Genomic DNA, 14,046 nt, shown 5'->3' on the forward strand with positions numbered 1-14,046 from the left:
AACAGCTTCTCATGTTTGATGAACATTGTGACTTGTGCCCGAGGAGTTGGCAGGGGAACACCGTTTATAGAGGTTGTAAAAAAGCTGCCCTGCATCAAGTAATAAGAACAGCCAAACAAAAATAGTTCTCCATATTTTTCGTTTGGTTGGGCTTATTACCGCAGATGCAAGCTTTTGAACACCGTTTAGCGGAGAGGTCGTGTAAGAGACGTTCAGCCTTGAGCGATAAGAAGCGATTTTTGAAAAAATAGCTTCCCATATTTTTACAAAATCGTGCCTTATTGCCGATAGGCTGTTTCTTGAAGACCGTTTATTCAAAAAAAGAAGTTGCGACTCAATAAGAGTGTGCAACTTCTTTTTCGTTTATTTCGTTAGGACTAACAGACCATTTCGTACAGTGTAATTGTAAGTGCCTGAATTATTATTCTTCAAATCAGGATGGTTGACTGCTAAACGAGTGTTATTTGCTTCTCGATGGGTGATCGTTACGGTATCGCCGTCTTGCAAGTCAATCGTGTCTGTTTTTGCAGGGTAATTTTTATTTCCGATGTAATCTTTCACATAAATTGTCTGACCAGCTCGTTTGATGGTGATGCTTGCATAGTTGTCGGTAAAGTAAGCGTGAGGTTGTCCGCTATTTGTTCGTACTGTGGCAATACTATCAGCAATATCGAGTGTAGCAAAATTCCAGTTGCCTAGCCCTCCGAATGTGAATTCTTGTAATTGGTTATAGGCTTCTTCCAGTTTTTGCAATAGTTGCTGTTTTTGCGGACTTTCTGGAAGTGATTCTACTTTCTTCTTTACGTCAGTGATATCTTTTTGCATAATTGATGGCTTGATTTTTGTGTCATGATTTGTCTGGAACAAGTTATCAACTGCTTCTTTCACTGGCTTCAGATAATCGACCACTAATTTTCCATCTTGAATGATGTAATGGTAAGTTCCAGAATTATTGTTCTTCAAATCAGGATGATTGACAAAGAACCGGTGAGCTTCTTTAGTGGTGATCGTTATTGTATCGCCATCTTTTAACTCAATTGTCTCGGTTTGTTCAGGGTTATTTTGGGTACCGATATATTCTTTAGTGAAAATATTTTTCCCATCTCTAGCAATTGCGATACTTGCATATAAGTCAGAGATATAATAGTGAGGTTTTCCTTTATATGTTCTAAGTGTGCCCACTCCATTGGCAACGTCAAAATCGGCAAAGACCCAATCTCCTATCCCTTTAAAGGTAAGTTCTTGTAATTGGTTGTAAGCTTGGTCTAATTTTTGAAGAAGATTTTGTTTTTGATCACTTTCAGGTAGTTCATTGACCTGTTTCTTTACATTATCAATGTCTTTTTGCATGATTGTTGGTTTGATTTTTGTGTCACTATTTGTTTCGAATAAATTGTTTACAGCTGCGTCAGCTTCTTTGAGATAACTGTTCAAAGAAATATTTATTGTCGCGTTATCTTTCACAAAAATATATGGTTTCTTTATATAGCCAGTATCTGTTTCAAGTTCAAGTGAGTAAACACCGTTTGGCATATTATCTATAATAACTGGGCCTTGTCCTAATGTGATTTCTTTGTACAATTTATCGCCGTCCAAAATCCGTAATTTCATCCCATCGAATAGATTCTCATCTGTGAATTTCAGAGTTACATTGCTTTTTAGGTTCAAGGCACTCAATTCTTGATTTGTCACAAGTGACAATACAGAACTCAAACGATTGTTTTGAGTCAACTGAGTGATTGCTTCATTTAGCTTATTGTCTGGTACGACTTGTGCTAAATGGGCAACTGGGATATCACCATTCTCTTTTGCTTGCTTCTTCGCAGCCTTGGATACAGTCAAGCCCCAAGCTGTCAAAACCGCTGAGAAGTCGTATTTTTTTGGTGTACCAAGATTAGCCGCCAATAAATCAGGCAAAGGATATTTTTCTGCTTTAAACCCAGGTGTATTAGCTAGTTCACGGTATTTGATATAGAAATTTTGCAATCCTTCATTCCCTGCTTTATCAATGATGTTCGATAAAATGATTAATTTATTTCTCAATCCTTGCTTGTTGAAATCAGCAGAAGGACTATTGATCGTTGCTTTCAAACTGTTCTCAATAGCTGTTTTGTTCCCGTAATCATACAGCCAGGAGTTTCTGTCTGCTTCTATTTTGCCCATGTGTTGATAAGTATAAATCACGCCATATATATTATTCCACACTTCTCCGACAGTCATCCCACGGTTCATAAAACTTCCTTGATATCCATGTCCTGTTTCATGAAGGCCCCCCCAGCCATCAGATAACCAGTCACTGGCAGATGTGCTTGTTTCTGCCGCCCAATTACCGCCATAATACAATCCGCCAGCACCATGAGCATCTGCTTTATAGAAATAGCGCCGTTCAGAAGATCGGTTCAATGAGTTGGTATCGTTGTCCTTCAAACCAATCAGTCCATTATAAAAACCGATAATATCGTTATCGTAAAGATCAATCACTTTATCTAGATCGGTATTCAATGCTTGGGCACGATTTTCTTCGGGGAGAAATGTCTGGAATCTTTTTCCTTGGACTAGAGCATATCCTTTTGTTTGGTTCCATTCCTTTTTAAAAGCCTGAATGTCATTGTTCTTGCTGTATTTTGGCAGTGTCAAAGTTTCGCCTTCTACCGAAAATTCAATCGTTGGTTTCTGACCGTTTGACTGGTTGAATGGGGTGTCAATAAATGGCACTGCTAATTCTTTTGCAGTCAGCACAGCTTCGTTTTTGGAAAAGTCAACGGAGGACTCGGTATGGGAATCATTTGTCAATAATCGTAAGGTCAATGTACCTGAAAAATTCGGATTAGTCTGTTTAACAGTAATTTTTGCTCCTTTTTTCAATTGGATCCCTAAGTCTTGGCGATCATGACCTTGTCCCATCAAGATACCAGCATTTGCAGTGTTTGCTGGATAAGGTGTTGTTCGGATCACTTGTGTCTGGACATTTGGAGTGATTGTCAAGTCTTTTGAAACGAGTAGTTTGTAGCTTTTATTGTACAAAGAAATAGTTATTTGATCATTTTTTTTTAAGCCGGTTAGATAGTACTTGAATGTTCCTTCTGGTAAACCAGACATAGGGATCAGGGCTTCTTTTTTGCCGTTGACGATTACTTGCATGTAAGCTGCGCCGCTTCCTGTATATGTTCCAGTGACAAATTGTGATTTTCCTTCGATATAAGGAGCGACATTGGTGATTTTGACTGATTCGGGGGCTTCTGTTTTTTTGATAGTCATGGGTACATTCGCCACTTGCTTGTAAGAGGCATCGAAGAGCTGGATAGAGACATGATCGGTCGATTTTAGATTATCTGCAAAGTACTTGAATGTTCCTTTTGCTAGTTTTTTCGTGGAAATCAGCGTCTTTTTCTCTCCATTGACGACGATGCGGATGTAAGCTACTCCTTCTCCTGTGAAGGTACCGGTAATGAACTGAGTTTGGCCTTCTGTGTAAGGATCGATATGAGTGATTTTTATAGGGGCGGTTGTTTTTACAGGCACTGCCTTTTCAGCTAATTGATGATAAGAATTGTCGAATAGCTGGAGTGTGACTTTGTCCGTTGATTTCAAGCTAGAAATATAATACTTGAATGTTCCCTTTGGCACTCCTTTCATAGATACTAGCGCTTTTTTTTCGTCATTGACGACGACTCGGATATATGCAGCTTCTTGACCAGTATACGTTCCGGAAATGAGCTGGCTTTCGCCTTCAATATATGGACTGATATTGGTGATAACAGATTTTTGACTTTCCTCAAAGGCTTGTTGTGCAGGCTTTTCTTTGGGATCTAATTCTGAAGCGTAAGCAAATGAAGTGCTTGGACCAACCGTACTTGATAGAAGAATGATTCCAGTAGCTGATGCAGATAACAGTTGTTTTTTCAATTTTTTCTTTTTCATCTTTTTTGTGTCAGACATAAAATTCTCTCCTTAACAGATTCTTTTTATACGTTAATCATAGGGGAGGGAGAAGTTAGATTTTTCCTTGTTTTTGAATCTTTTCTATCAAAGATTATTCTAAAAAGAAAAATTGATAAGGTTTGTTCACTATACTTTTAGATAATCATAGAAAGGAGGAGCTATTTCGTGAAACGAAGGATTAGTCGGGAGTTTTATTTATATTTAGGAATTTGCCTATTTTTGATTACAGATGTCCTTTACTATATCAAACCTCTAACAGGTTTAGATACCGAACTATTGTGTGGAGCAAGAAACAGATTCTCTTTATTTCATCCAGTGTTTTTATGGATCGCTAAATACATGAACCTGTATATACTCACGCTGTTGGTTGTAGTTTTTCTTTATTTTATGAAAAAGAAAACTATTGCGTATTGGTTAGCAGGAAATACAGTGATCGTCGGATTGGGTTTCAACTTTGTGTTGAAAAATATTTTCCGAAGAGAAAGACCAACTATCATACCGCAACTAATACAGGAACATTCATTTAGTTTTCCCAGTGGAAGTACTTTGGTAAGTACATTACTATTTGGTGGCTTACTCCTTGCAGCGCCTAAATTGGTAAAGAGGACATATGGACGGGTATTATTGCGTATGAGCATGGTCGTACTGATCCTCTTAGTTGGATTAAGCAGGATCTATGTAGGTGTCCATTATCCAACTGATGTGATTGCCGGTATCTGTTTAGGTTTTTCGTCACTTTTCATTTCTGGATATTTTATCGAAAAACAGAATCGGCCAAATGGTTAGAGAAAAACTGTTTTTTTATTTTTTCATTTATTTTTAGGATCGAAATAATTTTAAGAAAAAGATACGTATCGAGAAATGTTAGTATCCACTTGTTAAAAAAATAACTACAAATAACTACATTAGGAGGATTCATCACATGAATTACAAAAAAACAATGTTGTTTACTTTGTTGTCAGTTTCCATGTTAGGAGCAACGATGACAACAACGCATACTTTTGCTGAAGAAAACGCAAAGGCAGGTCTTGCAAGCCAAACCAAACAAAGCGTAGCGATCACGCTAAACGACTATGTCATTGGACGAAGCACAAATATCACAGGGACATACAATGGGACGAATGCAGTTTACATGCGCGCCGAAGTAAATGGGAAAAAAGAAGGCTTAGTCACATCAAAAGAACTAGCAAGTGGTAAAATCAACTATTATGTAGGGAATCTGAAAGCCGGAGATAATGCACAGATTGTCTTATTTGACAAAAACTACCAAGAAATTGGCCGTCAAAAAGTAACATTGACCGAACCAGTGAAAACACAAATCACTTTAGACAATTATGTCATTGGACAAAGCACAAATATCACAGGGACATATAATGGAACGAATGCAGTTTACATGCGTGCCGAAGTGAATGGGAAAAAAGAAGGCTTAGTGTCATCAAAAGGCTTGGCAAGTGGTAAGATCAACTATTATGTAGGAAATCTAAAAGCTGGAGATGATGCACAGATTGTCTTATTTGACAAAAACTACCAAGAAATCGGCCGTCAAAAAGTAACACTGACTGAACCAGTGAAAACACAAATCACTTTAGACAAATATGTGGTTGGACAAAACACAGAGATCACAGGAACATATAATGGGACGAACGCGGTCTATATGCGTGCCGAAGTGAATGGGAAAAAAGAAGGCTTAGTGTCATCAAAAGGCTTGGCAAGCGGTAAGATCAACTATTATGTCGGTCAATTGAATACTGGAGATAATGCAGAAATCGTGTTGTTCGACAGTAATTATCAAGAAATCGGCCGTCAAAAATTAACGATCGAAGGTCCTGCACAAGTAGGCATGACATTAGATAAATATTATGTGGGACGCAGCACCAACATTACCGGAACATACGAAGGAAACAACGCCGTTTATATGCAAGCCGAAGTAAACGGGAAAAAAGAAGCTCTTGTTCAGTCAAAAGAATTAGCAAGTGGCAAAATCAATTACTACGTAGGCAATCTGAAGCAAACAGACAAAGCAGAAATCGTCTTGTTTAACAAATCCTACCAAGAAATTGGTCGTCAGCAAGTCACATTAGCAGAACCAGTACAAGCCAAAATCAATTTGGAAAACTATGTTATCGGTAAAAGCAATACCATCACCGGAACATATGACGGAACGAATGCTGCATATATGCGTGCAGAAATCAACGGGAAAAAAGAAGGGTTTGTTTCATCAAAAGGTTTGGCAACCGGCAAAATCAGCTACTATATCGGGAATTTGAAACAAACAGATAATGTACAGATCGTGTTGTTTGACAAAAACTACAATGAGATCGGACGTCAAAGTGTGCCGCTGTCAGTCAATCAGGTATTTAATATCAAAGGAGTGTCCGTTTATGGAGAGGAACAAAAGCTTTTAATTAGCGTAGAAAACCAAAAATTAAATATCAAAGAAAATTATTACCCCGATAAGGTTGTAAATGTTCATGGTGGCTATGGCAACAGTAAATACTTTTCAATTAAAATAACAGGTCCAAATAATAATAATATTTATACGCATACTTGGATCGGAACAGATAAAGTCTCGGCTAATGATCTAGGCACATATGATGTGCCAAATGGCAGCACGGTAGAAATGTACCATGCAGAAGGATACACACGATTTGATACAAACGATAATGCTGCTTTGAGAAGCAAGACAGGTACAAATTATATTTATAAAATGGAAAACAACCGCTTAGTATTGGTGAATGTCATCCAAGGTTAATTTTAGCCAGTCTTAACGATAATAGGAGCTGCGACAAAAGTCTTGTCGTAGCTCCTTTTTCCGAATAAGCGGTGTTCCAGAAGTAGCTTCTTCGAAAATAAGCTGAAATTTCACAAAAATTTGAGAAGCAATTTTCGTAAATTCCTTCTTATTTCTTGAAGCTCTCCACTTCTGTCACTACCTCTTTTTTGTTACTCGTTTATCTGATTTTTTTACTGTAAATCGCTAAATAAATAAAAAATAAAGAAAATTCATATTTCCTTCTTCCTTATACTTAAGTAGATTTTTACATTCCTATTTCATGGATAGATTGGAAAGGGGGGATGAAATTGGAACGATTTACTCGGGAAACATTATTTGACATACAGATCGATGCCGTAACGATGGAAGAATTGGTTTCAGTAATCGATGAAAAGATAAGGACCAGAGAACCTACGCATATCTTGGGGATCAATGCAGACAAAATCAACGCTTCACAGGAAAATGATTCATTGAATCAGGTGATCCAAAAGGCAGAGATCATCCATGCAGATGGGGTATCGATTTTATTAGCAGCTCGTTTACTAAATAAACACATCCCAGAAAGAGTTACCGGGATCGATCTGATGCAGCAACTGTTAGACCTAGCAGAAGTCAGTCATTATACAGTTTATTTTTTAGGTGCAAAGCAAGCGGTCATCGATAAAATGCAGGAACAACTGCTGAAAAATTGGCCCGGTCTTTCCATAGCGGGTGCAAGGAACGGTTACTTTTCTGATGAAGAATGGCCTGAGATAGCAACTGAATTGAAAGATAGCAATCCTCAGTTAGTCTTTGTGGGAATTACTTCGCCCAAAAAAGAATATCTGATCGATTATTTGATGACTCATGGAATCAATACAGTGTTCATGGGTGTCGGCGGAAGTTTTGACGTGTTATCTGGAGAAATCAAACGAGCGCCTCTTTGGGTACAGAATTGCCAGTTGGAGTGGTGCTTTCGCCTGTTGCAGGAACCAAAAAGGCTGTTTAAAAGGTATTTGTTCGGGAACCTCAAGTTTTTGAAACTTACCGTTCTGGAAAAAGTCAAATCTGCAAATAAAAAGTAATTTACTGGAAAAGAGAGTGGTGAACAGTCGGTTTGGATAAAAAAGAAGTGATGGCAATTTTAAAGAAAAGTATCATTCCAATCATTTTACTTGCTTGGATGACGGCATTTGCAAGTGTGGTTGCAGTGAAGTACTTTGATCTATTGCCGAAAACCTATGTCGTTCAAAGTCAGTTGGTCGTTAATCCGAAAATAACAGATAAAGAAGATAGTGTGAATAGTATGGATCTTCTGAAATACAACGAGAACTACAGTCTTCTTGTCTACAGTTCTTCTTTCTTGGATAAGGTAGCGGAAAAATTCAATAATGAGCAATTCAAAGATCCGCTGAAATTAAAACCAAAAATCAAAGTCTTATATTCTGCTACCTCACAAGTCCTAACGTTACAAGTTAGCATGGACAATGAACAAGAGGGGATAAAATTATCGAATATCATGCTAGAAGAACTGCGTACAGAAGGAAACAAGCTTTTTACTCATAGTGATTTATCGGTTCTTAGTCATGCGGTGACGACAAATGAACTCACTTATAGTACAAGCCTGCTTTTAGTGATCTTAAGCTTTGTTTTCTTTGCGATCTATTTGTCCGCCGTCTTGTTTTACGGTTATAGACAAAGACATAAACATAATCAGAACAAAAAAAGACGAAGTTAAGAAAAATTGGTGTGATAGATGATGAAAGTAAGACTTAATAAAGTAATTCTAATTGTTTTTCTCCTAATGCCGGTCGTAGAATCTCTCAATGGTTACTTTTACGGCAAGGGCATCTCCGATATGTACCGACTTCTTCTTCTGGTTCTGATCGCAGGTTATTTTTTACGGTATGTGGAACGTTTGTCTAGTAACATGCTCAAACTCATGCTTATCGTATGTACGCTGCTAGTGATTTTATTACTACAGTTTTTCTGGCTCCATAAAAATCAGGGAATCTTTTTGTCAGATATCAAAAGTACATTGAGGATTTTATTGGCACCAATTTATTTTGTGTTCTTTTATGAAGCAATACGATCGAAGGAGATCAATCGTGAAGAACTGAGGAAACTGCTTCTGGGCTATAGTCTGCTGTATGGTCTGTTGGTCGTCATTCCTTATTTGCAAGGAGCAGGTTACGTTAGCTATGACGTTGACGGCAATGGGTTGATGTCAAAAATGTCAGAGGTAAAAGGTATAGGGTGCAAAGGTTATTTTATCGAACTCAATTCATTGATTGCGATTTTAAGCGCCTGTTCTTTTTTCATAAAAAATATGATCATACACACCATCAACAAGAAACAAAACAGGCAAACGTTACTCGCAGCAAGCATTTATCTTCTTCTAGTTGCTGCTTTGTTTATTACCGCTACGAAACTAGGGATCGTACTTGCCTTGTTATGCACCGGTATATTGATCGTCCAGATCGTCCAATGCCAGGTAGCTTCTCGTTATAAATGGGGGATCGTGCTGTTTATCGGTTCCTTTTTACTCCTTATGCGCTTTTTGCTAGGGAACTTATTTACAGAAGTACTTAGTCGATTGGATTACTTTTACGGACAATCAGACGGGGATATTTTAAATGTGATCACTAGTAACAGATTTAGTTATTTAATTGAAAGCATGAAGCAAATCGATCAATCTGGCCATAGCTGGTTTATTGACTTTTTTGGTGCAGGGTACTACTCCTCTTTTTCATTAGACGGATTCAAGAGAAGTATTGTGGAAATGGATTGGTTTGATCTTTATTTTTCTTATGGAATCATCGGTTTCACTGCGTATTTGTACTTTTTTAAAGATGCATTATTCTCATTGTTCGTTTCAAAAAACAATGTAATGAAAAGTATGTTGCTTATTTTCTTTATGTATAGTTTTTTAGGTGGACATATCATCGTCAACTCCATGACAGCGACATTTTTAGCGATTTGCTTGAGCTATTCAAGTGATGCCTGATGACAATGTACGACATGTCTGCTGTTGAGAAAAAATAAAAAGGAGGTCAGTCGGATGATATTAGTCGTATCGAACATGTATCCATCAAAAAAATATCCTAATTATGGCGTATTTGTAAAAAATTTTTATGAACAGTTATCTTTATCTGAAAAAACAGACATCATCTATCTCCATAAAACGACAAGCAAAGTGCAAAAACTCATCAAGTACTTGGAATTTTATGGCAAGACGTTCAGGCAATATGCATTTGGCAAATATGAAGTTGTCTATGTTCATTATGCTGGGTATAACGCGCCCCCGATCTTGCTTGCAAAAATGTTCAACAAATCAACAAAGCTGATCGTGAATGTTCATGGCAGTGATGTCACACCAGAAAAAAAATTGGAAGAAAAGACCAACTTTTTAACTAAATATCTAGTCAGAAAAGCTGACTTGACGGTTGTACCTTCCAGTTATTTTGAAGAGGTCGTTATAGAGAAGTATGGGGAAAATAGTCCTATCTGGATCTCTCCGTCTGCAGGTATTGATTTCAGTCTTTTTAATCATCAAAACAAGAAAGTAGAAAATGAAGTATTCACGATCGGCTATGTCAGCAGGATAGATAAAGAAAAAGGCTGGGATACGCTACTCTATGCGTTTAAAAATCTAACCCAGCATAACAAAAATATCCGTTTGATCATGGTGGGAGACGGCGCACAAAATGACGAGGCATTGGCATTGATCAAAGAGTTAGGTCTTGAAACGTACGTGGAAAAACATAATTGTTTGACACAAAAAGAATTGGTCGGCATCTATTCAAGTCTAGATGTATTTATTTTTCCTAGCACAAGAGCAGGTGAGAGTTTGGGCTTAGTAGGGTTAGAGGCCATGGCTTGTGGCACGCCGGTGATCGGAAGCAACTTAGGCGGGATCAAAACGTATGTGAAAGATGGGAAAAACGGCTTTTTGATTGCTCCTGGCAACCAGAAAGAACTGGAAACGGCTATTGAAAACTATAGAAATCTAACAGTTGAAGAAAAGAAGGAATTTTCTCAATATGCAGTTGAAACAGCCAAAAAATATGACAGTACGAAAGTAAGTCAGCAATTGATCGAGAAAATCAGGGAAGTTTCTGAGAAGAGGTAGTAGATTGAAATCGATTTATTATTTGTTATTTTATCTCACGAATTGTTTTTCTGTTCCGTATCGATTAACTGCAATCGATTATTTTTATCGGAAAACAAGAGAGAAAATCGCCAGAAAACTGTTTCGTTACGCAGGAAAAGAAGTAGTGATTCGCCCAAAATTGAAAATCTCGTATCTAAGCGAAATTTCTATAGGGGATCGTTCTTCTCTGGGTGACAGGAATATGATCGTGGCCTCCGGAGGATTGACGATTGGAGCTGATGTGATGATCGGTCCGGAAGTCATGATATTCACGCAGAATCATGCTATTCCACCAATAGGAAAAAAGCTGATCGAGGGTGAAGTGGTAACGAAAAAAGTGACGATTGGGGACGATGTCTGGATTGGTGCAAGAGCTATTATTTTACCTGGAGCGAAGATTGGAAAAGGCACCGTTGTCGCTGCAGGCACCATTGTACCAGGGAAAACGTATCCGGAAAATGTCGTTCTAGGAGGGAATCCGGCAAAGATCATCAAGTCCAGAGAATCTGAAGTAATGCATTAAGAAAGGAGTATCCGATTGAAAAAAATAGGGATCATCACATTGAATGGTGAATTCAATTATGGGAATCGACTACAAAATTTTGCCTTGCAAAAAGTATTGCAAAGCTACAACGTACAAGCAGATACGATCGTGATCAAAACGAACAAGTTGGATAAACTCAAAAAAGATCTGTGGTTTGGAGGGATCTATGGAATAAGTGATCTGAACCAAATGGTGAAGAAAAATTTTTCTAAGATGACTCCTTCGAGCATCGAAAGAAGAAAAAACTATAAAGCGATGCAAGCAGCAAAATGGGGAATCATTGGCCGATTCAGTCGAAAGAATATCAGTACGCTTAAAGTTGAGAAAAAGTACTTACCCCATCTGCAACAACATTATGATCTCTTTATTGTAGGAAGCGATCAGGTTTGGAATCCCAATATCATCGAGTTTGATCCAACACATTTTTTGGACTTTACATCAAAAGAAAAAAGATACAGCTATTCCGCAAGCTTTGGAGTCGATCAGCTACCAAAAAGCCCGCATGGTTTAAAGGAACACTATAGACGATATTTACAGCAAATGGCCTACCTCTCTGTCAGAGAAGCTTCCGGTGCAAAGCTAGTAGAGGAACTGACAGGAGAAAACGCAGATGTTGCACCTGATCCAACGTTATTATTGAGTAAAGATGAATGGTATCGTGAATTGGACATCACAGGTGGAAATGAGTCACGTTTTTTGCTGATTTACTTTGTGAGTGAACTCTCCACTGAGATCTATCAAGAGATCAAACGATTTGCCAAGGAAAAACAATTGCCGATCGTCCAGATCATGGGGGATACGTTTGGAAAAGATCGAATAGTGGCAGATCCCCAGCAATTCGTCGAGCTGATTGACCAAGCACAATATGTCTTCACCGATTCTTTTCACGGGAGTGTCTTTTCGATCATTATGCAAACCCCATTCTTTGTCTATGAGCGTACAGACCACAAAGGAACCTATACAAGGATCGAAAGTCTGACACGTCAGTTTCAGATGGAATGTGCGATTGTCTCAGTAGGGGATGAGCTGTCAGAAAAAGAGGATCTATTCGATTTTGAGCGATCTGAAAGGTTACTGGAAAATGTACGAGGACGGGGAAGACAGTTGATCGAACAAAAAATTCTGAATCATAGCAAGGCTGAAAAATAGATGACGAATAGGAGCAAAGGAATCATCCTATCGTATCTGACTGTGATCGTCAAAAATATCTCGTTACTGATCTATACGCAACTGCTTTTGAGGTTTTTCGGAAAAAGCGAATATGGGCTGTATCAAATCGCTAATTCGATTATCAGTAATCTGACATTGCTGAATCTAGGATTTTCATTTGCCTATATCAAATTTTACACTGGTTTTTCCATAAAAAAAGAAGAAGCGCGTATACGTAAGTTAAATGGAACATATCTGCTCTTTTTTGCCGTGATTTCAATGATTGCGTGTTTGATCGGTGCTATTCTAATGCAAAAAAGTGCCTATTTTTTATCCTCGTCTTCTGTTTATGAGCAAGAAATGCTAAAGAAACTCATGTTCTTTATGATCATGAATGTTGTTTTAACTTTCATGGGCTCTACGTTCGAATCCAATATCTTAGCGAATGAACGGTTTGTTTTCCAACAAGTCAGGCAAATGCTTCAATCCATTCTTTTGCCAGTCATGACGGTACCTGTCTTACTCTTCTTTCATACAAATGTCGTCACAATCGTAGTGGTCCAGACAGCCATCACGTTTGTCAGCCTTTTGTCGAATGTTTATTTTTGTATCAGCAAAATAAAAATGAAATTCTCCTTTAAAAATCTGGAGTTTTCTTTTATGAAGGAAGTCGGTATTTTTTCGTTTTTTATTTTTCTCAATCAATTATTCAACCAAATCAACGATAGTGCTCCAATATTTACACTAGGGATTTTGGCAAACACCAGACAAGTAGCTGTCTATTCTGTCGTGAATCAATTAAAGGCGTTGTTTCTAACGTTCTCTCAAGTATTATCGACAGTTTTCATTCCAAAGGTCAATCGGCTCGTCCATCAATCAGATGATAGCAGCGAATTGACAAAGCTGATGATAAAGATCGGTCAATATCAAGTATTGATCTTAGGTTTGTTTTTGGGCGGCTTCATTCTTTTAGGGAAGACATTTTTGTATCTGTGGCTAGGGAAAGGATTCGACGAGGCCTATTATCTATTGATTTCGATCGTTATTCCGCTAGTGGTTCCTTTATCTCAAAATATCGCTATTGAGATCCAGCAAGCACGCAACCAGCATTTTTTCCGTTCGATCATGCTGACTGTCTTTTCTTTTTTGAATATAGGCATCACGGCAGTTTGCGTGAAAATGTTTGGTATAAATGGTGCGACTGTCGGCTATATTTTCAGTTTGGTATTTGGCTATGGTTTGGTAATGAACTGGTATTACCAGAAAAAGATGAAATTGGATATGAAGTGGTTTTGGCAAAAGATGCTTCCTGGGATGATTCCCGTTATTTTGTCGGTGATGGTGGGAAGGGTATTCCTGAAGTTGTTTAGTACAGAAAATATCTTTTCATTCGTCTTAGTGGGCAGCGTATATTGTATCATCTATGGTTTCTGTACGTTTTTGTTCATGCCGCATATTTTCCAGCAATTTCTCCGGGTATTTGCTAAAAAAGAAAAGAGGAAATGA

The 14,046-nt window shown here is 38.0% G+C and carries 10 protein-coding genes; 9 read left to right on the plus strand and 1 reads right to left on the minus strand.

All coding sequences use genetic code 11. From position 1 onward, the window contains the following. Nucleotides 1-363: 363 nt before the first annotated feature. Nucleotides 364-3,939: an immunoglobulin-like domain-containing protein gene (locus tag G7Y42_RS03995; RefSeq protein ID WP_241161903.1), complete on the minus strand. Its 3,576-nt coding sequence runs from the start codon at nucleotides 3,937-3,939 to the stop codon at nucleotides 364-366. Nucleotides 3,940-4,107: 168 nt separating this feature from the next. Between G7Y42_RS03995 and G7Y42_RS04000 the strand changes: the two genes are divergently transcribed. The 9 genes from G7Y42_RS04000 (at nucleotide 4,108) to G7Y42_RS04040 (ending at nucleotide 14,046) form a co-directional block, all read left to right on the plus strand. Continuing rightward, complete coding sequence (locus G7Y42_RS04000) at nucleotides 4,108-4,728, plus strand: phosphatase PAP2 family protein (RefSeq protein WP_165004268.1); 621 nt, start codon at nucleotides 4,108-4,110, stop codon at nucleotides 4,726-4,728. Nucleotides 4,729-4,864: 136 nt separating this feature from the next. Beyond that, entirely contained in the window at nucleotides 4,865-6,694 is a 1,830-nt protein-coding gene (locus tag G7Y42_RS04005; protein WP_165004272.1) for an immunoglobulin-like domain-containing protein, read from the plus strand. Nucleotides 6,695-7,017: 323 nt separating this feature from the next. Further along, nucleotides 7,018-7,779 carry a WecB/TagA/CpsF family glycosyltransferase gene (locus G7Y42_RS04010; RefSeq protein ID WP_165004275.1) on the plus strand — a complete coding sequence of 254 codons (762 nt, stop codon included), beginning with the start codon at nucleotides 7,018-7,020 and terminating at the stop codon, nucleotides 7,777-7,779. 32 nt (nucleotides 7,780-7,811) lie between these two features. Next, a complete protein-coding gene (locus G7Y42_RS04015; RefSeq protein ID WP_165004277.1) occupies nucleotides 7,812-8,432 on the plus strand; it encodes a hypothetical protein in 621 nt (206 codons plus the stop codon). 21 nt (nucleotides 8,433-8,453) lie between these two features. Then, on the plus strand, nucleotides 8,454-9,701 hold the full coding sequence (locus G7Y42_RS04020) for an O-antigen ligase family protein (RefSeq protein WP_165004280.1): 1,248 nt from the start codon (nucleotides 8,454-8,456) through the stop codon (nucleotides 9,699-9,701). Between the two features lie 54 nt (nucleotides 9,702-9,755). Continuing rightward, nucleotides 9,756-10,826 (plus strand): glycosyltransferase, encoded by a 1,071-nt coding sequence (locus G7Y42_RS04025; RefSeq protein WP_165037820.1) that lies wholly within the window; start codon nucleotides 9,756-9,758, stop codon nucleotides 10,824-10,826. A 4-nt stretch (nucleotides 10,827-10,830) separates the two neighbouring features. Next, entirely contained in the window at nucleotides 10,831-11,370 is a 540-nt protein-coding gene (locus G7Y42_RS04030) for a DapH/DapD/GlmU-related protein (protein WP_165004283.1), read from the plus strand. 15 nt (nucleotides 11,371-11,385) lie between these two features. Further along, nucleotides 11,386-12,540, plus strand: a complete 1,155-nt coding sequence (locus tag G7Y42_RS04035; RefSeq protein ID WP_165004285.1) for a polysaccharide pyruvyl transferase family protein — start codon at nucleotides 11,386-11,388, stop codon at nucleotides 12,538-12,540. After that, the gene (locus tag G7Y42_RS04040; RefSeq protein WP_165004288.1) at nucleotides 12,541-14,046 is read left to right on the plus strand and encodes a lipopolysaccharide biosynthesis protein; all 1,506 of its coding nucleotides are present in this window, start codon (nucleotides 12,541-12,543) and stop codon (nucleotides 14,044-14,046) included.

Source organism: Enterococcus sp. ZJ1622 (genome assembly GCF_011038845.1).
Lineage (GTDB): Bacteria > Bacillota > Bacilli > Lactobacillales > Enterococcaceae > Enterococcus_B.

Coding starts and splice junctions, on each gene's coding strand:
- G7Y42_RS03995 (WP_241161903.1), bottom strand. CDS start 3,939: ATGTCTGACACAAAAAAGATGAAAAAGAAAAAATTGAAAAAACAACTG.
- G7Y42_RS04005 (WP_165004272.1), top strand. CDS start 4,865: ATGAATTACAAAAAAACAATGTTGTTTACTTTGTTGTCAGTTTCCATG.
- G7Y42_RS04010 (WP_165004275.1), top strand. CDS start 7,018: ATGAAATTGGAACGATTTACTCGGGAAACATTATTTGACATACAGATC.
- G7Y42_RS04020 (WP_165004280.1), top strand. CDS start 8,454: ATGAAAGTAAGACTTAATAAAGTAATTCTAATTGTTTTTCTCCTAATG.
- G7Y42_RS04025 (WP_165037820.1), top strand. CDS start 9,756: ATGATATTAGTCGTATCGAACATGTATCCATCAAAAAAATATCCTAAT.
- G7Y42_RS04040 (WP_165004288.1), top strand. CDS start 12,541: ATGACGAATAGGAGCAAAGGAATCATCCTATCGTATCTGACTGTGATC.